Origin of the sequence: Marinobacter qingdaonensis, assembly GCF_034555935.1 — a bacterium.
Taxonomy (GTDB): Bacteria; Pseudomonadota; Gammaproteobacteria; order Pseudomonadales; family Oleiphilaceae; genus Marinobacter; species Marinobacter qingdaonensis.
Window position 1 is genome coordinate 445,666 of record NZ_JAYDCJ010000003.1, and the last position, 17,287, is coordinate 462,952.

17 protein-coding genes are annotated in these 17,287 nt (G+C 64.3%); 6 read left to right on the top strand and 11 right to left on the bottom strand.

What is annotated here, in order from left to right:
* Positions 1–31: 31 nt before the first annotated feature.
* From U5822_RS05275 to U5822_RS05305, 7 genes are all read right to left on the bottom strand, one after another.
* On the bottom strand, positions 32–1,483 hold the full coding sequence (locus U5822_RS05275; protein ID WP_322854582.1) for an aspartate kinase: 1,452 nt from the start codon (positions 1,481–1,483) through the stop codon (positions 32–34).
* A gap of 51 nt (positions 1,484–1,534) precedes the next feature.
* The gene (gene ectB, locus U5822_RS05280; protein WP_322854583.1) at positions 1,535–2,803 is read right to left on the bottom strand and encodes a diaminobutyrate--2-oxoglutarate transaminase; all 1,269 of its coding nucleotides are present in this window, start codon (positions 2,801–2,803) and stop codon (positions 1,535–1,537) included.
* A 194-nt stretch (positions 2,804–2,997) separates the two neighbouring features.
* Entirely contained in the window at positions 2,998–3,513 is a 516-nt protein-coding gene (gene ectA, locus U5822_RS05285) for a diaminobutyrate acetyltransferase (protein ID WP_322854584.1), read from the bottom strand.
* 149 nt (positions 3,514–3,662) lie between these two features.
* Positions 3,663–4,613 (bottom strand): hypothetical protein, encoded by a 951-nt coding sequence (locus U5822_RS05290; RefSeq protein ID WP_322854585.1) that lies wholly within the window; start codon positions 4,611–4,613, stop codon positions 3,663–3,665.
* Between the two features lie 7 nt (positions 4,614–4,620).
* Positions 4,621–6,024 carry a sodium:solute symporter family transporter gene (locus tag U5822_RS05295; RefSeq protein ID WP_322854586.1) on the bottom strand — a complete coding sequence of 468 codons (1,404 nt, stop codon included), beginning with the start codon at positions 6,022–6,024 and terminating at the stop codon, positions 4,621–4,623.
* A 167-nt stretch (positions 6,025–6,191) separates the two neighbouring features.
* Positions 6,192–7,160, bottom strand: a complete 969-nt coding sequence (locus tag U5822_RS05300; RefSeq protein ID WP_322854587.1) for a radical SAM protein — start codon at positions 7,158–7,160, stop codon at positions 6,192–6,194.
* Positions 7,147–9,336 (bottom strand): FAD-dependent oxidoreductase, encoded by a 2,190-nt coding sequence (locus tag U5822_RS05305; protein WP_322854588.1) that lies wholly within the window; start codon positions 9,334–9,336, stop codon positions 7,147–7,149. The genes U5822_RS05300 and U5822_RS05305 overlap by 14 nt, the downstream gene beginning before the upstream one ends.
* A 280-nt stretch (positions 9,337–9,616) precedes the next feature.
* Here U5822_RS05305 and U5822_RS05310 point away from each other — a divergent pair, with 280 nt between their 5' ends.
* Positions 9,617–10,234 (top strand): RNA polymerase sigma factor, encoded by a 618-nt coding sequence (locus U5822_RS05310; protein WP_322854589.1) that lies wholly within the window; start codon positions 9,617–9,619, stop codon positions 10,232–10,234.
* On the top strand, positions 10,228–10,494 hold the full coding sequence (locus tag U5822_RS05315) for a zf-HC2 domain-containing protein (protein ID WP_322854590.1): 267 nt from the start codon (positions 10,228–10,230) through the stop codon (positions 10,492–10,494). The genes U5822_RS05310 and U5822_RS05315 overlap by 7 nt, the downstream gene beginning before the upstream one ends.
* Here U5822_RS05315 and U5822_RS05320 read toward each other — a convergent pair.
* The 3 genes from U5822_RS05320 to U5822_RS05330 all read right to left on the bottom strand — a co-directional run bounded on the left by U5822_RS05320 (position 10,491) and on the right by U5822_RS05330 (position 13,255).
* Positions 10,491–11,231 carry a DUF6969 family protein gene (locus U5822_RS05320; protein WP_322854591.1) on the bottom strand — a complete coding sequence of 247 codons (741 nt, stop codon included), beginning with the start codon at positions 11,229–11,231 and terminating at the stop codon, positions 10,491–10,493. The two genes, U5822_RS05315 and U5822_RS05320, sit on opposite strands and share 4 nt — an antisense overlap.
* Positions 11,232–11,296: 65 nt before the next feature.
* A complete protein-coding gene (locus U5822_RS05325) occupies positions 11,297–12,169 on the bottom strand; it encodes a c-type cytochrome (RefSeq protein WP_322854592.1) in 873 nt (290 codons plus the stop codon).
* A gap of 126 nt (positions 12,170–12,295) precedes the next feature.
* Positions 12,296–13,255, bottom strand: a complete 960-nt coding sequence (locus U5822_RS05330) for a DUF3179 domain-containing protein (RefSeq protein ID WP_322854593.1) — start codon at positions 13,253–13,255, stop codon at positions 12,296–12,298.
* A gap of 210 nt (positions 13,256–13,465) precedes the next feature.
* On the opposite strand from U5822_RS05330, the gene U5822_RS05335 reads away from it, so the two are divergent.
* From U5822_RS05335 to U5822_RS05350, 4 genes are read left to right on the top strand one after another with little or no spacing between them, the layout of a single operon-like run.
* Positions 13,466–14,278 (top strand): YiiX/YebB-like N1pC/P60 family cysteine hydrolase, encoded by an 813-nt coding sequence (locus U5822_RS05335; protein WP_322854594.1) that lies wholly within the window; start codon positions 13,466–13,468, stop codon positions 14,276–14,278.
* Between the two features lie 59 nt (positions 14,279–14,337).
* Positions 14,338–15,090 (top strand): amino acid ABC transporter substrate-binding protein, encoded by a 753-nt coding sequence (locus tag U5822_RS05340; RefSeq protein WP_322854595.1) that lies wholly within the window; start codon positions 14,338–14,340, stop codon positions 15,088–15,090.
* Between the two features lie 32 nt (positions 15,091–15,122).
* A complete protein-coding gene (locus tag U5822_RS05345) occupies positions 15,123–15,797 on the top strand; it encodes an amino acid ABC transporter permease (RefSeq protein WP_322854596.1) in 675 nt (224 codons plus the stop codon).
* Positions 15,794–16,540 carry an amino acid ABC transporter ATP-binding protein gene (locus U5822_RS05350; protein WP_322854597.1) on the top strand — a complete coding sequence of 249 codons (747 nt, stop codon included), beginning with the start codon at positions 15,794–15,796 and terminating at the stop codon, positions 16,538–16,540. Before U5822_RS05345 ends, U5822_RS05350 begins: the two co-directional genes overlap by 4 nt.
* A gap of 9 nt (positions 16,541–16,549) precedes the next feature.
* On the opposite strand, the gene U5822_RS05355 is transcribed toward U5822_RS05350, so the two are convergent.
* Positions 16,550–17,248 carry an SDR family NAD(P)-dependent oxidoreductase gene (locus tag U5822_RS05355; protein WP_322854598.1) on the bottom strand — a complete coding sequence of 233 codons (699 nt, stop codon included), beginning with the start codon at positions 17,246–17,248 and terminating at the stop codon, positions 16,550–16,552.
* Positions 17,249–17,287 lie beyond the last annotated feature (39 nt).

A 17,287-nucleotide genomic window follows, 5' to 3' on the forward strand; every position in this document is an offset into this window, starting at 1 on the left:
GGAGCAGGCCGCCCCGCCTGTGGATAACCGGTCATTCGATCGAGGCGGCGACGATCGCGTACTCGTGGTTGTGGGGCTCGATCAGGACACCGTGGAGGGCGGCAATGGCCTTCTCGTAGTGATCCTCATCAATCACAAACTGGATATCCACCTGGCGCATGCACTGGTGGATGGCCAGTACGCTGATCTCGTTGTCGGCCAGCGACTTGACCGAGCGCGCCAGGATGCCCGGCACCTTCATGTCACTGCCAATCGCCGACACCAGGGACACCTTGCGGGTGCTGATTTCGGCGTTCGGGAACTCCTCCTTCAGCGCCCGGACCACCCGCTTGACGTGCTTGAGCGTGCTGTCGACGTAGTGGGTGATGGTGTTGGCGTTGGTGTCCTTGGCCATGAACCGGACCTTGTAGCGGCTCAGCACGTCCAGGATCTTGCGATCGGAACCCGGCTCGCCCTGCATGTCCTGGTCGAACACTTCGATGGCAAACACGCCCTTGGCGCCGGCGATGATCTCCACCTGCGCCGTCTCACTGATGTAGTCACCGGTGATCAGCGTGCCCGTGTGCTCGGGCTCGAAGGTGTTCATCACCCGCAGGGGGATTTCGTTCTGGCGCAGGCCCTTGCCGGCCCGTGGGTGGATCGCTTCCATACCCAGGTTGGCCAGCTGGTCGGCGACGTCGTAGTTGGTCCGGCCCAGGGGCACCACCTTGTCCTCGCCCACGATGTTGGGGTCGGCGGAGCTCAGGTGGTATTCCTTGTGGATGATTGCCTCGCGGGCCTCGGTGATCACCGCCACCCGACTGAAGGTCATCTCGCTGTAACCCCGGTCGAAGGTGCGCATCAGGCCTTCCTTGCACTGGGCATAACCGGTCACGATCGGCAGTTCCCGGCTCAGGTCGACGGCGTCGAAGGCCTGTTGCAGCTTCTCGTCCAGCGGCAGCAGCTCGGCGTCGCGCCAGCCGGTCAGATCCACGAAGCGGGCGTTGATGCCTTCCTGCTGCAGCTTGAGCGCGGTGTTGAAGGCGCTGTGGGCCTCACCGATGCCCGCCAGCATTTCCCGCACCGTCAGCAGGTGCTCCTCGAGCTGGAACTGGCCGTAGGAACACAGACGCTGCAGGTCGATCAGGCAGCCCCGGACACCCTCAATGCGATCGGTGATGAACTGGTCCGCCTGCTGCTTGAGCATGGGGTCCTCGAACAGTTCACCGTTGATGTCGGTGAGAAACTTCACCAGCTTGGTCAGATCGTCGCCCCAGGCCCAGTCCGACTCGGCATCGGCAAACAGGGCGTAGACCCCGGGCTCGCCAGTCTTCTTGTGCTCGAGCAGTTCGTTGGTGACACCGCCGTAGGCGGACACCACGAAGATACGCTGGTACAGGTCGTCCTTGCTGCGATTACCAATGATGATGTTATCGCGGACGGCCTCATAGTTGCTCATTGAGGTACCGCCGATCTTCTCGACGGTATGTAGTTGACTAGTCATAGGTTCGCCTTCGCTATCCTGCAGCATGAATGTTCGCAGTGGTGAGGCGTCTCAGGACGCCTCGCTGACACCTTCCTGCATAATCTCGTCGACACTCTCGGCCAGCAGTGCGGCGCCTTTCTTCAGATCGTCCTCACTGGTGGTCAGAGGCATCAGGCACTTGATGACTTCGTCGTTCGGACCACTGGTCTCGATGATCAGGCCACGCTCGAACGCGCGCTTGGTGATCGGACCGGTCAGATCGGCGTTTTTCGCCTCGATGCCGCGCATCAGACCCCGGCCTTTCATTTTGAACTGACCGGGATACTTGTCGCAAATGGCCTGCAGGGCGTCGCCCAGGACCTTGGTCTTGGCTTTCACCTCGTTGGCGAAGGCGTCGTCCTGCCAGTAGGTTTCCACCGCGGTGCGGGCGGTGATGAACGCCATGTTGTTACCGCGGAAGGTGCCGTTGTGCTCGCCCGGATCCCAGACGTCCAGTTCCGGTTTGAACAGCACCAGCGCCATCGGCAGGCCGTAGCCACTCAGGGACTTGGACACGGTGACGATGTCCGGCTTGATGCCGGCAAACTCGAAGCTGAAGAACTCACCGGTGCGGCCGTTACCGGCCTGGATGTCGTCCAGGATGAGCAGGATGTCGTGCTTCTGACACAGCTCGGACAGGCCTTTGAGCCACTCGGCGCGACAGGCGTTCAGGCCACCTTCGCCCTGGACCGCCTCGACGATGACCGCCGCCGGCAGTTCGAAGCCGGAGGAGCCGTCGGACAGCAGCTTGTCCATGATCGCCAGGGTGTCGACGTCGTCGCCCAGGTAGCCGTCGTAGAACATGAAGTCGACGTTGCCCAGGGGCGTGCCAACACCACCACGGTGGTGCTTGTTACCGGTGGTGGCCACCGCACCCATGGTGACGCCGTGGAAACCGTTGGTGAAGGAGATGATGCCGTTGCGACCCTTGACCTTACGCGCCAGCTTCAGCGCCGCCTCGACACAGTTGGTGCCGGTCGGGCCGGTGAACTGCATCTTGTAGTCCAGGCCACGGGGATCCAGGATGTGGGTCTTGTAGGCTTCCATAAAGTCGTGCTTGGCCGTGGTGAACATGTCCAGGCCCTGGCTGACGCCATCGGCTTCGATGTACTCGATCAGCGCTTTCTTCAGGGTGTCGTTGTTGTGGCCGTAGTTCAGGGAACCAGCACCGGCGAGAAAATCCAGGTATTCCTTGCCGTCTTCGGTGTACAGGTGGGCGTTCTTGGCACGGTTGAAAACGACGGGGAACGCACGGCTATAGACCCGTACTTCGGATTCGGTTGACTTGAAAATTTCCATTGTCTTGCCTCTTAGCATGTCAGGTTCGAGGTAGATGCGCGGGGACCTATCGGGGGTTCGGGGTCGGTCGCGATAAGCCCGCCGTGCGCTGGTTGAAGCCTGGTGGCAGACCTACCTCAGTGGTCTGCCGGCTAATCCAATACACAGTCTCACAGTCAGTCTGCGCCGGCGGGGGCCGGCGTTGACCGGGGCTCTCAGACGGGCTTCGTGAAAGGCCCGATGCGCAGCAGGAACTCGGAATCGTGCTGCCCACCGAAATGGGTCTCTTTCTCGAAGTGCTCGTGGTAAGTGAGCTCGGCTCCCAAATCACGGGCGAAAGAACGGAACAGCGCCCAGGAAGCCTCGTTGTCTGCGGTGATCGTCGTTTCCATATGCGTTACGTCCTTGCACGCGTTACGGCTCACGATTTCCTTCAGCATCCGCTTGGCCAGACCCTGTCCACGACCTTTCTCGTGAACGGCCACCTGCCAGACAAACACGGTTTCGGGCTGTTGGGGAGGGATGTATCCGGAGATAAAGCCGACCAGATCGCCTTCCTTCTCCGCGGCCACGCCGGTTTCGGCAAAGTGGCTGCACTGCAAGAGATTGCAGTAAATCGAGTTGGGATCCAGCGGGGGGCATTCGGCCACCAGCTGGTGGAGCCTGTAGCCATCATCCTTGACCGGGGTCCGGAGGCTGATGGCGGTGGTATTCGATCCTTCAGATGTCATAACGTGATCAATTCGCCTCAAAAAGTTAGTGCAGAATTATATAGACCACAAAATATATTTCAAGTCGACGCCACCTGGCACCGGCCGCAGGGCTGTGACTCACCCTTTCAGGATAGACCGGATCCCCGGATTCGCCAGTGACAAAATGGTTAGGCAGCGGCCTCGAAACGAAGGCCTCCGGCCGCCAGCTGGGTGCCCTCCCGGATCCGCTGCCGGTAGGACTCGGCGGCGGGCGATCCAGCCGGCCAGAGCGTGTCGAACTGGCCCAGCCAGGCCTCAAGGTCGAACGCCACCGGCACCAGCGACACCTCCACGCCGGCCAGGTGATGGCCGGCAATCGCGCCGCTGGCGGGAGCCGTACCGGCGATACGGGTAATCAGGCCCCGGCCATCCGCGACCAGGTTCCCCATCCCGGCCGAGCCGTTGTTGACCACGATGCGTTCGCGGCCGGCGACCGCACCGGACCAGAGCACCGGCAGACAGGTGTGGGTGCTGGCGATGACGTCGGCCCCGGTGGCGGCGAACCAGCCTGCCAGCTCGGCGTCGTTGCCGGCCTCGAAGGCCTCGTACGCCAGGCCCCAGCCCGCCAGGGATTGCGGGTCGCCGTGCACCACGAGAATCTTTAGTCCTCCAAAGATAAAGCACCGATACCGGGGCTGAGCGGCGAGACGCGCCTGCAAATCCGGATGCCCCGATGCCAGCGCCTGGAGCCGGGTCATGATCCGGTTCGAGCGGGCCACCACGGCCTGGTCGACAAACTCCGGGTAGGCGCAGCCGCAGCCGGCGCCCGGGCTCGGGTTGGCCAGCTCGTATTCGACGTTACCCAGACTGACGGTGTGCCGGAGCACCCGCTGATTGATGTCGCGGAACAGCTCATCGCTGGCGTTGAACCAGTTGAAATCGCCGTTGAACACCAGCCGGACCCGACGTCCGGCCGCCTGCTCCGCCGCGGCCATGCGTTCGATTTCGGTCAGCGCCAGCGGATTGCCATAGAGGCCACCGATGACGTAGACCACCTCCTCGGCCACCGCCTCTGGCTGCGCGCACAGATCCTGGGGCCGATACCGGTACGCCAGGGGACAACTGCGGCCTTCGGTCATAGTTGCCTCAGGCCTCGCCCGCCGCCAGCGACCACCCGGCCAGGCGACGCAGCAGCAGGGGCAGGAAGAATCCGGCGGAGCAGATCAGAATGCCGTAGGCGTTGACCCCCAGCAGCATGGCGTACTTGCCCTCACCGATGGCCCAACTGGCCGGAATCAGGCCCGCCGCCAGCAACACGCCCAGGGCCAGCCCAGTCCAGAAGCTGAGGTGGAAACTCCAGGGCGACCAGCGGGTGAAGCCGTAGAACAGGAACACCGGCGCCAGGCCCATGACCATGGTGCCGGAAATGGTGGTGGCCTTGAGGATGTCGGTGCCGGCGAACATCGGCAGGTTACCGGCGAAGGCAAAGATCACCATCACCACCGCGCCAACCCGTATACTCGGCATCCGATCCCTGGTCCGGCGCGCCAGCCGCGGTAGATCCACCGCCAGGGATTTGGCCAGGGAGGTGAAGGTGGAATCCAGGGTCGAGCCGGCCGAGGTCATCATCACCACACTCATGAAGAACAATGCCGCCAGCCCCAGGGACTGTCCGACTGCCGCGGGCGCATTGCCCATGGCCTCGATGCCGTTGATCCGGGCGTGCACGCCGACCAGACTGAAGATAAAGACCGCGACAAAACCGAGCAGACCGGCGACCACGAAGCTCTTGAGCATGGTCTTTTCCTTGTTCACAAAGCCCCGATCGGTCAGCACCGGATCGTGGAACGGGTAGCTGAACAGCTGCAGCAGCGCCACCAGCAGCAGGTCAAAACCGGCCTCCAGCCGGAACTCGCCGTTGCTGAGCAGGGCACTGGTGTCGTTGGCGGGCACGATCAGGAACAGCACCGCACCGACGAAGAACACGAACACCACCGCCTGGATCACGTCAGTAAAGATCGACGACCGCAGCCCACCCTTGAGGCTGTAGGCCAGGGTAAACAGGGTAAACAGCATGGCGGAAACGTAGTATTCCCACTGCCCGGGCAGGCCGAAGTAACCGCCCACCACCGCGGTGTTGCTCCAGACCTCGTTGTACAGCCGGATCAGGATCGCGGCGGCAAACGCCAGCGCCGCCAGCCGGCCGAAGCGCGACGTCAGGAAATCCTGCAGCGACCTGGCCCCGGTCTGGGTCCGGATCAGGTAAATGATGTACCCGGCCACCGGAATCGACAGCCAGTAACTGGCGTACGCCAGCCCCCCGGTCACGCCGTAAGCCGCCCCCAAGTTGGCGGCGTTGGTCACCGACTTGGCGAAAATCCAGCTGATGAAAATACTGGCGGTCAGCGACCACTGACTGACCGGATTGCCCTGGTCATCGGCGCCTTTGTAGAACGAATTGGCGTTCTTGCTCTTCGGTGACAGCACGTACATGACAATGCCGTACACCACCAAAAACCCCCAAAACAGGGCACCCTCAAATGTCGTCATCTCTCAATTCCACTCTTTTATTTGGATGACCGCACCAAACTCGGCGCGGTCTGTGGGGCGGGGCCTGTTCTCCGCCAGGAAAAGGTGTCCGAGCGCAGCGAGTTCTTTTCCCAAGGAGAGCAGGCCCCGCCGCGCAGGCCGCCACTCCCAGACGGCCCAACTCTCAATCAGCCAGGAGCCGAACAACTCGCCCCAAACCGGTAGCAGGAAAAACACCGGTGATGCCGCAACATGATCCGCTCATCCATGCTCTCGGCCAGGGTGCCGCCCAGGTCGTACTGCGGGTCATCGTCCACCAGGGTGCAGGCATAGACCCGCACCTGATCGCCCTTCTTCACCAGCATCCGGGTGTAGGTGCACATGAAGTGCGCCCGGCTTTCCTTGGTCGGATACTTGTCCATGCAGGTCTCGGTGATCTCCGGGCTGCCGTCTTCCGAGCCGGGTGTGCCCAGGTCCGGAAACGCGGTGAAAGCCAGGTTCTCGGGAATGTCCCAGTCCCGGAAAATGGCGCGGAAGGCCTCCTCCACCTGGGCCGGAATTTCGTCTGGATCGGTCTGGCGCGCGATCGACACCTTGAAGCCCTGGGCCAGCAGCCAGCAGATGCCTTCCAAGGCCTGTTCGAAACTGCCGTCGCCCCGGTCCTTGTCGTGCCGGGCCCGGTCCGGGAAATCCAGACTGACCCGGAAATGGATCGGGTAGGGGTTGTCCAGCAACGGCAGCACCTGGTGCCGGCGCTTGAGCAGGGGCTCGGTGGCGTTGGTCAGCACGAAACAGGGCCGGTGCTGGCTGGCGTAATTGAGGATATTGACGAAGTCCCGGATCACGAACGGCTCGCCGCCGGTGAACGAGAACTGCTCCACGCCCATGTCCAGGGCCTCGTGGATGAACGGCTTGACGTCACTGAGCTTCATGCCCGGGATGCGGCCGTCGCCCGGGTGCGAGCCTTCCAGGCAGAACGGGCAGGCCAAGTTGCAGGCGGTGCCGGTGTGGATCCACAGCTCTTTCAGGCGGTCGGCGTCGATGTAGCCGCGCGGGTCGCCATTGCGGGTGTGGGTCCAGCTGTCCCGCGCTCGCGGCTCGATGATCTCAACCGCCGGAATGCGCTTCCGGGCCGGCCGTGCTTCAGTGAGGGGCATAGACGCTCCTGGTTTCCTTGGTGTTTTTGCCACGGCGCCAGCCGTGCAGTTTTTCCAGCAGATTCAGCACACCCTGGGGCGCGTGCGCCCGCTTCCATTCCCCGGCGGCGTACTTGGCCGACTCGTTCCAGGTCGGGTAGGGATGGATGGTGCCGAGAATCTTGTTCAGACCCAGGCCATGCTTCATGGCCAGGGTAAATTCCGCGAGGATCTCGCCCGCGTGGGTGCCGACCACCACCGCGCCCAGGATCTTGTCCTTGCCGGGCGGGGTCAGCACCTTGATAAAGCCGTGATCGGCGCTTTCGGCGATGGCCCGGTCCAGGTCGTCCAGACCGTAGCGGGTGACCTCATAGGCCACGCCCTGCTCGTTCGCCTCGGTCTCACTCAGCCCGACCCGGGCCACTTCCGGCGAGGTGAAGGTGACCCAGGGCATGACCCGGTAATCGACCTTGAAGCGCTTGAACTGGCCAAACAGCCCGTTGACCGCGGCGTACCAGGCCTGGTGTGCGGCCGCGTGGGTGAACTGGTAAGGTCCGGCCACATCCCCGCAGGCAAACACGTTGGGGTAGCGCAGGCTCATGTCCTCCTCCACCGGCACGGTGCCGTTGGGCAGGGTCTCGACCCCGATCTGGTCCAGGCCCAGGTTGCGGGTGTTGGCCGCGCGCCCAACCGCCACCAGCACCTGATCAAACGGGATTCGCACCCGCTCGCCCTGATGCTCGCAGTAGACCACCTTCTCGCCGTCTTCGATGGCGAACTCCTTGGCCGCATGCCCGAGCCGGACGTCGATGCCGTCCTGCTCGAACTGACGCAGGATCAGCTCGGACACGTCCGGGTCCTCCTTCATCAGCAGCCGGTCCGCCATCTCGACCTGGGTCACCTTGCTGCCCAGACGGGCAAAGGCGTGCGCCAGTTCCGAGCCGATCGGCCCGCCACCCAACACCAGCAAACGTTCGGGCTGGGTCTCCAGGGACCAGAGGTTGTCGGAATTCAGCGGCGCCATGTCGGCCAGCCCCGGGATCGGCGGCATCGCCGGTTTGCCACCGGTGGCCACCACGATGCTACGGGCAGTCAGGCGCTCGGTGCGGCCGTCGCTGTGGGTCACTTCCAGTTCCCAGGGGGATACGAACCGGGCTTCGCCAGCGATGCAGTCGACCCCCAATTTTCGATAGCGTTCCGGCGAATCGTGGGGCTCCACCTGGGCGACGACGCGCTGGACCCGGTCCATGATGGTCTTGAACGAGCCTTTCACCGGCACCGACTCCAGGCCATAGCGATTGGCGTGACGCAGGGTGTCGGCGGCCTTGGCGCTGCGGATCAGGGCCTTGGACGGCACACAGCCGGTGTTCAGGCAGTCGCCGCCCATCTTGTCCCGCTCGATCAGCGCCACCTTGGCCTTGACCGCCGCAGCAATGTAGGCCGACACCAGACCGGCCGAGCCGCCACCGATGACCAGCAGGTTGTAGTCAAACGACTCCGGCTTCTGCCAGCCGGCATAGACCCGGCGTCGGCGAATGAACCCAACCACGAACTTGGCAATGAGTGGGAACAGGCCGAGCAGGGCGAACGACAGCAACAGGTCGGCGGAGACGATGTCACCGGTGGACTGGATCTGGGCCAGTTGGGTGCCGGCGTTCACATACACGAAGGTGCCCGGCAGCATGGCGGCCCAGCTCACCAGCGCGTAGGTACGCAGCTTCATGCCGGTCAGGCCCATGGCGATGTTGATCAGGAAGAACGGGAACACCGGCACCAGGCGCAGGGTCGCCAGGTAAAAGGCACCGTCCTTCTCAATGCCCCGGTCCATGCGGGCCACGGTGCTGGCGTACTTCTTCTGCAGGGTGTCCCGGGCCAGGAAGCGGGCCACCAGGAAGGCGATGGAGGCGCCGATGGTGGACGCGATGGACACCGCCGCCAGGCCGTAGACGTTGCCAAAGAAGGCGCCCCCGGCCAGGGTCATGATGGCGGCGCCGGGCAGCGACAAGGCGGTCACGGCAATGTAGATCAGCATGTAGCCACCGACCGCCAGCCAGACGTTGTCCATGATCCAGGCATTTAGCCCCTGCTGGTGGGTCTTGAGCGCTTCCAGGGTCAGGTACTCCTGGGCGCCGCTGCTCCAGAAGGCGATCACCACCACCAGGATTGCCAGGATCGTCAGCCACTTTTTCAGGTTCATCGAATCAGTCCTTGTTCTGTCTTGGATAGGTCACCGACCCGTCGGGTGAGCGGTTGTTACAGTTATCCCGGAAAAAAGTTCCTCAACGACCCGAATCGGAATACTGACAGAGTACGTGACTTGGCCCCGCGAGAGGTCACAAATTGATAACAATCCCCTCAAAATCCCGCATCCTGATCTAAGCTTGAAGACACATTGGCCCTCGACCAAGGTCTGGGGAACCCCGGGCCGTTCTTGCTGACCAACGGCTGACACTCATTCACTGACAGGGCAGGCACCCGTGATTCCGCAACCGGTCGCAGACGAACACACCCTGGTCGACGCCCTGAAGCGTGGCGACCAGGCCGCCTACACCCAGGCGGTGTCCACCTACACCGCCGGCATGTTGGCGGTCGCACGCTTCTATGTCGACACCAGCACCGCCGAAGAGGTGGTGCAGGACTGCTGGGTGACGGTGATTGATGCCATCGGCCGGTTCGAAGGCCGGTCCGGCCTGAAGACCTGGTTGCACCGCATCGTGGCCAACCGCTGCAAGAACAAGCTGCGGGGGAGCCACCGGGAAATCCCCACCGACTTCTCCGAGCGGCTGGACCCGGAACTGGACAGCCGGTTCAACGCCGCCGGGCGCTGGGCCACGCCGCCGAAACTGCGGTTTGATGAGTCCGCCGACGCCCTGCTGGAAAACGGGGCCCTCAGCGACTGCCTGGACAAACACTTGGGCCACCTGCCGGAAGCCCAGCGCTCGGCGCTGATCCTGTACGAGGCGCACCAGCATAAATCGGAGGACGTCTGTAACATTCTCGACGTCAGTGCCTCTAACCTGCGCGTGATGCTGCATCGGGCACGCCAGAAGATCTTTCTGATGGTGGAAACGTTCCAGGAGACCGGCGAATGCTAATGTGCCGTGAGTTGGCGGGGATCGCCAGCGACTACATCGACGGCGAACTGAACGCCGGCAAGAATCTGTCGATCAAGATGCACCTGATGATGTGCCGGCACTGCCGATCGTTCATCGGCAACCTGCGGGCCAGCACCGAACTGATGCGGGGCCACTCGTCCGCCCGGGTGGACGACGCGGTGCTCGACCGCATCAACCAGCGGGTCACCGAGGCCCTGAAGAGCCGCCGGGGCGGCCCGCCGTCGGACGACCCGGGCTAACCCGCCAGCGGCCGTTCTGGCGCCGGCAACCGGGTCAGGGCCCGCCGCCGCTGCTCCCGCTCCAGAGTCCCGGCCCAGGCTTCCACGTCCACCGGGACGCTGCCGGTGACCTCCAGACTGCGATCCTCCAGCACCTCCGCCAGCGGCCTACCACTCTGCGCCACCACCCGATCCCGGTGCAGCAACAGGGCTTCGATCTGCGGTCGGAAGCAGCGCACCATGGCACCCATCCAGCGATTCACCGGCCAGCTGGGGTAGGCGTGATCGACCTGGAAGCGGTCCAGGGCGGCAATGACCTCCGCCGCCGGCAACCAGCTCTCGTCGGTGACCCAGCGATTGACCGCGAACAGGTCGGTGGGAAAGCCCCAGGCGTCCATCGCGATGGCCACCACATGGGCGACCCGGTCCGACCCGGTCGGCCCCAGCACCGGCCTGGCCTGCGGCGACAGCGAGCGGTCCCGGAGGAACAGGTGGAAATGGCCGTGCTCGTCGTGGTCGTCCCGATGGGCGTGGTAGTAATACTGGGAGGCGTTGTCGGCGTCAAAGACATCGTCCTTGGGGTAATGGTCCAACTCGTAGAAAGGCCCCTGACCACGCAGGACCTCCCCGACGATGTTGAGGCCACCCCGGGCCAGGACCCGGTAGCATTCCCGAATCTCGGCCACCGCGGCCAGGCTGGTGCCCAACTGGGCGTCGGTCAGCGTGTCCGGTGTCGGTACCTGCAGTTCCATCATCATGGCGTTCTCCTGTGACGCTGGCGCCAGCCCGGTGCTGGCGCCAGCGAAGGGTGGGCGACCCCGGTTCACGCGGCCCGGTCTCCGGTGCGGTCTGGCGACACTGATGCGCAGGGATTTTTCACCGCGCACGGGTTCTTGCTCGCACACGGGTTCTTGGTGGCACACGGGTTTTTGCCGGCACAGGGATTACAGGCCCCGCACTTCGCGCCCTTGAGCGCGCAGGGGTTGGCTGCGACCTCGGCCTGAACGGTTTCCATGTACGCGGTCAGCGCGGCCAGTTGCTCACTGTCCCAGGCCAGCGGGTCACTGGCCATGGGCCGGACCATGCAGATCTGCACCATCTCGTCGAGATGCACCGTGCCCATGCCGAACACCTCCCGGGCCATGGCCACCGAGTGCGGGTAGGCGTTGACGAAGGTGGCGTTGTAGCCGGCGTTGTTCATGTGACAGGTCGCACAGGCCAGACCGTTGCTGCTGAGCGAGGAGTCGTTGAACAGGGTCTTGCCCATGGCCACCAGGGCGCAGGGATTACCCTCATACGGCTGGTATCCGGCCGGCCGGGTTACCCGCTTGGCCGCGCAGGGATTGGGTTTGGCGGCGCAGGGGTTGGCACCGGCGCAGGGATTGCACCCCTTGGTGGCACAGGGGTTACAGCCTTTGATGGCGCACGGGTTGCAGCCTTTGGTCGCGCACGGATTCTTGACCGCGCACGGGTTCTTGCTGGCGCACGGATTCTTGGCCGCGCAGGGGTTACATCGGGCCTTGCACTGCTGGCTGGGGCTGCACTTGCCTTTGCACGGCGAACACGGGCCGCAGGTCGCCGCGACGCCACCGGACGCCGCCAGCGCGGCGGTCATCAGCAGCGCCGACCACCAGGTGGTCCGGCGATGCTCCTGGCTGAGGCGAATCGCGTGTCGGAGTGGATGGAGTTTGGTCATGACATCTCTCCCTGATCACTGTGTTGTTATCGGGATTGTTACCGGGGCTCAGGCCCCGCCACCGCCCTCGCGGGCGGTTATCAGTGAGACACATGATTTCTGCAACCATTACACCAGCCAGGTCATTTATTTGGCCTCGAAGATGGCGGTGTCCGGGTGGAAGGTGTACCAGGCGAACCAGAAGGCCCGGGTGGCAGGCAAGAGCGCGCCGTCAGAGTCCCGCAGTTCGGCCGAGGGCGTGGCCGGATCGTAATGCACCGTGACCGCCTGGCCGCCCACGGAGTCCTGCACCACGCCGCCGTGCTCGGCCAGCTCCGGGAACGGCCAGACCTTGGCCTCACCCCGGTGGCTCCAGCCCAGCACCCAGGTCTTGGGGTGGTATTTCCGGCTGATGCGGGTCACCGGAAAATACAGCCGCTCCGAGCGGTCGTAATTGCCGTAGGGCGATTGCCGGTAATCCCGGCCGTAACCGGTGTCGGTGGACAGCACCCGGCCCGACGCGCCGACCCGCTCGCGCCAGGCCTGCCAGAGTTCGTGCCGCACCGGCACCGGGGTCAGTTCCCGGCCGGCCAGCGGTCCGGACACCGCCCGGCCCTCGATCTGCGACCAGAGCGACTCGGTCTGATGGTCGTACATCAGCAGGTCGCTGTTGTAGAGCAACCCCGAGACGCCGAACGTCAGGGTCTCGCCATCGATCACCGGATCGAAACCGATGCCGGTGCCGCACAACGGACAAAAGGTGATCAGCACCGCCTGGGTCGGCAGGCGGACGTTGACGACCTCGTGCCAGTTCAGGATCCCGATCGGGAACGCCCGGCTGTCGCCGTCGGCATCGAAAGTCAGCATCAGGTCATTGGCCTGCCAGGGCTGGCTCGGTCCGGGCACCTCGAACCGGGGCTCCCGGATGGCGGGAATACCATCCCGCGGCGGGCCGCCTTGCAGGATCTGCGCCGGCGGGATGATCGCGCCGCTCAGGTCGAAGCCGTTCTTCTGCTGGGCCAGCCCGCTGCCGGCCGCCAGCAGCAGGGTCAGGGTCAGTGCGCCACCGAGCAGCCAGTGGCCTGCGGTTGTCGCCGGAGCCGTCATGATCGCTCCCCCTTTATTTCTGTTTCTGTTTCGGTGTCAGGGTCGATTCCGGGGTCGGTTCCCGATCGGCCGGCCTACTGCGTACTGACACCCGTTACCGCGCTTTGTTACAGCCGGGCGTCGGGACCGCAATCGCAGGCTGGCCCAGGCCCGTGAGTTCGCTACAGTATAGGTAGGGAGAGCCTCTCAACGGCCTTGAGGGAGAGCAGCATGGGCAGGATCCAAAGCTGGCTGTCGGCCTGGCTTGCCGCCTACCTGTCGAAGCAGGTGACGCGCAACTCGATCCCGACCGCAACCTACGTGCAGCTGAAGGGCGCGCTTCGGCCCGGCGACGTGCTGCTGGTGGAAGGCGACACCCGGATCAGCATCGCCATCAAGTACCTGACCCAGTCCACCTGGTCCCACAGCGCCCTGTACCTGGGCGACAACGCCGGCCTGGGCCAGAGCGACCAGGGCGAGCCCCACGTGTTGATCGAGGCCGACCTGGAGCGCGGCATTCGCAGCCTGCCCTTGTCCCATTACCGGCACAGCCACACCCGGATCTGTCGGCCAGTGGGCCTGGATGACGACGACCTGCAGCGCCTGACCCGGTATGCCCTGAGCCGGTTGGGCAACACCTACGATCTCAAGAACGTGTTCGACCTGGCCCGCTACCTGCTGCCGACCCCGCCGGTGCCGACCCGCTACCGGCACCGGTTGCTGACGTTTGGCAGCGGCGACCCGACCCGGGCTATCTGCTCCACGTTCATCGCCGAGAGCTTTCAGCAGCTGCGCTACCCGATCCTGCCTCTGGTCCGGATCGTGCCCGCGAACGATCCGGACTGCGACGACTGCACCCGGGAGGCCTACCGGCTTCGGAACCACTCGCTGTTTACGCCCCGGGATTTCGATGCTTCGCCCTACTTCCAGATCATCAAACCCACGCTGGCGCCGGGCTTTGACTACCGGCAGCTGGCCTGGGAGGATCGCCCCGGGTCAGGGCACCCGGGCAATCCGGCACTAAGGAAAGCCCGTATCCGATAACCCGGTCCAGCTTGCTAAACTGTTGTAAATTCTGGACTCATTCTGAAAAGGACAAGACCATGAAACTGCTACTTGCTTCCGCTCTGGTACTGCTGTCGCTGATCGCCGGCCCGCTGCAGGCCCAGGACAACACCATCCGGGTCGGCATGTCCGGCCAGTATTTCCCGTTCACCTTCGTGGAGCAGGACACCCTCAAGGGCTTTGAAGTCGACGTGATGAACGCCGTCGCCGAAGAAATGGGGCGCGAGGTCGAGTATCAGACCGCGGCCTTCTCCGGCCTGTTCGGCATGCTCGGCGCCGGTCGCATCGACACCGTGGCCAACCAGATCACCATCACCGAGGAACGCCAGCAGGTCTACCTGTTCAGCGACCCTTACGTCTACGATGGCGCCCAGGTGGTGACCAAGGCCGGCAACGACGAGATCAACGGCGTCGAGGACCTGAAGGGCAAGACCGTGGCGGTCAACCTGGGCTCCAATTTCGAGGCCCTGTTGCGGGATTTGTCCTACGCCGATGAGATCAACATCAAGACCTACGACAGCAACATCGAGCGCGACACCGCCCTGGGCCGGGTCGATGCCTTTGTCATGGACCGGGTCAGTGCCAGCCAGATCATCAAGGAGAAGCCCCTGCCCCTGGAGCTGGCCGGACCGACCTTCTCCCAGATCACCAACGCCTACCCGTTCCCGGACACCGAGCGCGGTCGCGCCCTGCGCGATGAGGTCAACGCCGCCCTCGCCACCTTGCGCGACAAGGGCACCCTGCGCGCCATCTCCGAGGAGTGGTTCGGCACCGACATCACCGCGCCCTAACGGGCGCTCTTGCCACCAACAGGAACCAGACTATGGGTCCACTCGACGTCGACTACATGCTGGGGCTGGTCCCCGTCCTGCTCGGGTACCTGCCCCTGACGCTGCAGTTGGCGTCGCTGGGCATGGTGCTGGCTCTGATCCTGGCCTGCCTGTTCGCGGTCATCCGGGTGCTGCGGATTCCTGTGCTGAACCAGTTCACCATCGTGTTCATCTCGTTCTTCCGGGGCACCCCGCTGCTGGTCCAGCTGTTCCTGTTCTACTACGGCCTGCCCCAGCTGTTCAGCGCCCTGACGGTGATCGATGGCATCACCGCCACCATCATGGGCCTGACCATGCACTTCTCGGCGTACATGGCCGAGTCGATCCGGGCCGCCATCGTCGGGGTTGATCGCAGCCAGACCGAAGCGGCCCTGTCGATCGGCATGACCAACGGCCAGCTGATGCGCCGGATCATCCTGCCCCAGGCCACCCGGGTCGCGCTGCCGACCCTGATGAACTACTTCATCGACATGATCAAGGCCACCTCCCTGGCCTTTACCCTCGGGGTCACCGAGCTCATGGGCGCAACCCAGAAAGAGGCCTCGGGCAGCTTCCTGTACTTCGAGGCGTTCATTGTCGCGGCGATCATGTACTGGATCGTGGTGGAGATGCTGTCCTGGCTGCAGGGCAACCTGGAAACCCGTCTGAACAGGGCCTACAGCCGATGATCGAACTCAAGGGATTACGCAAACAGTTTGGCGACGCCGTGGTACTCGACGGCATCGACCTGACCATCCAGAAAGGCGAGATCGTGGTGGTGATCGGGCCCTCGGGCACCGGCAAATCGACCCTGCTGCGCTGCCTGAATTTCCTGGAGCAGCCGACCGCCGGCGAAATCACCGTCGGCGATCTGCACGTGGACGTGAACCGCGCCCGCAAGGCCGACATCCTGCAGCTGCGCCGGCAGACCGCGTTCGTGTTCCAGAACTACGCGCTGTTCGCCAACAAGACCGCGCTGCAGAACATCGCCGAGCGCCTGCTGGTGGTGGACGGCTGGCCCAAGGCCCGGGCCTACGAGCGCGCCCGGGACATCCTCCGACGCATCGGCCTGGAGGACAAGGCCGATGCCTACCCGGCCTCCCTGTCCGGGGGCCAACAGCAACGCATCGGAATCGGCCGGGCCATGGCCGCCGGGGCCGAGGTCATCCTGTTCGACGAACCGACGTCGTCGCTGGACCCGGAATGGGTCGATGAAGTGCTGGCACTGATGAAACAGCTGGCCGCGGAACGCCAGACCATGCTGCTGGTGACCCATGAGATGTCCTTCGCCCGCGACGTGGCGGACCGGGTGATCTTCATCGACGAAGGCCGGATCGTCGAGCAGGGCCCGCCCAGCGAGATTTTCTACCACCCCAGGGACCCGCGCACCCGGGACTTCCTGCAGAAGATCCTGGCCAGCCACCAGGCCTGAGCGCCGAGCCTACCAGGTCTCGGCGAAGGGCCGCAGATCCAGCTCGAAGGTCCAGGCCGACGGCGCCTGCCGGGTCAGCATCCACACGGAGTCGGCCACGTCCGCCGGTTTGAGGAAGAAGTCATCGGGCTTGTCCGGCATGGCCTTGCGAGTCCGGGGCAGGTCAACCACGCCATCGAGAACGACCAGGGCGACGTGGATTTTCTCCGGCCCCAACTGCCGGGCCAGGGACTGGGCCAGGCTGCGCTGGGCCGCCTTGGCGGAAGCGAAGGGCGCAGTGTTGGCCCGGCCGCGCAGGGCCGCCGAGGCGCTGGTGACCACGATGCTGGCGGTCGGATGCTGGCGCAGCTGCGGCAGCACCGCCTGGGTGGCGGCCACCAGCCCGCCGACATTGATGCGCCAGTTGGCCTCGAACTCCTCCAGGGTGGCGTCTTCCGCGTTTTTGAAAGCACCGCCGCCGGCGTTGTACAGCAGCACCGAGGCCGCGCCCAGCTGCTGCTCGATGCGGGCAAAGACGCCGGCTGCGGCCGCCAGGTCACTGGCGTCGTGGACAAACGCGTGGGCATTGGCCAGCTCGTCCGCGAGCCCGGTCAGATAGTCCTCACTGCGGGCCAGCATGGCCACCTGGTAGCCCTCGGCGCAGAACCGGCGCACCAGCGCCTCACCATTGCCGGGACCGACACCGATCACCACACACACCTTGTTCATTGTTCCCCTCCCGCCGGAATCCGGCCCGGTCAGTTGTCT

Bases quoted from the DNA above. Each gene is read 5' to 3' on its own strand.
- U5822_RS05275 (WP_322854582.1), bottom strand. From the start codon at position 1,483: ATGACTAGTCAACTACATACCGTCGAGAAGATCGGCGGTACCTCAATG.
- U5822_RS05355 (WP_322854598.1), bottom strand. From the start codon at position 17,248: ATGAACAAGGTGTGTGTGGTGATCGGTGTCGGTCCCGGCAATGGTGAG.
- ectA (WP_322854584.1), bottom strand. From the start codon at position 3,513: ATGACATCTGAAGGATCGAATACCACCGCCATCAGCCTCCGGACCCCG.
- U5822_RS05340 (WP_322854595.1), top strand. From the start codon at position 14,338: ATGAAACTGCTACTTGCTTCCGCTCTGGTACTGCTGTCGCTGATCGCC.
- U5822_RS05290 (WP_322854585.1), bottom strand. From the start codon at position 4,613: ATGACCGAAGGCCGCAGTTGTCCCCTGGCGTACCGGTATCGGCCCCAG.
- U5822_RS05300 (WP_322854587.1), bottom strand. From the start codon at position 7,160: ATGCCCCTCACTGAAGCACGGCCGGCCCGGAAGCGCATTCCGGCGGTT.
- U5822_RS05305 (WP_322854588.1), bottom strand. From the start codon at position 9,336: ATGAACCTGAAAAAGTGGCTGACGATCCTGGCAATCCTGGTGGTGGTG.
- U5822_RS05345 (WP_322854596.1), top strand. From the start codon at position 15,123: ATGGGTCCACTCGACGTCGACTACATGCTGGGGCTGGTCCCCGTCCTG.
- U5822_RS05295 (WP_322854586.1), bottom strand. From the start codon at position 6,024: ATGACGACATTTGAGGGTGCCCTGTTTTGGGGGTTTTTGGTGGTGTAC.
- U5822_RS05330 (WP_322854593.1), bottom strand. From the start codon at position 13,255: ATGACGGCTCCGGCGACAACCGCAGGCCACTGGCTGCTCGGTGGCGCA.
- U5822_RS05350 (WP_322854597.1), top strand. From the start codon at position 15,794: ATGATCGAACTCAAGGGATTACGCAAACAGTTTGGCGACGCCGTGGTA.
- U5822_RS05335 (WP_322854594.1), top strand. From the start codon at position 13,466: ATGGGCAGGATCCAAAGCTGGCTGTCGGCCTGGCTTGCCGCCTACCTG.
- ectB (WP_322854583.1), bottom strand. From the start codon at position 2,803: ATGGAAATTTTCAAGTCAACCGAATCCGAAGTACGGGTCTATAGCCGT.
- U5822_RS05320 (WP_322854591.1), bottom strand. From the start codon at position 11,231: ATGATGATGGAACTGCAGGTACCGACACCGGACACGCTGACCGACGCC.
- U5822_RS05325 (WP_322854592.1), bottom strand. From the start codon at position 12,169: ATGACCAAACTCCATCCACTCCGACACGCGATTCGCCTCAGCCAGGAG.
- U5822_RS05315 (WP_322854590.1), top strand. From the start codon at position 10,228: ATGCTAATGTGCCGTGAGTTGGCGGGGATCGCCAGCGACTACATCGAC.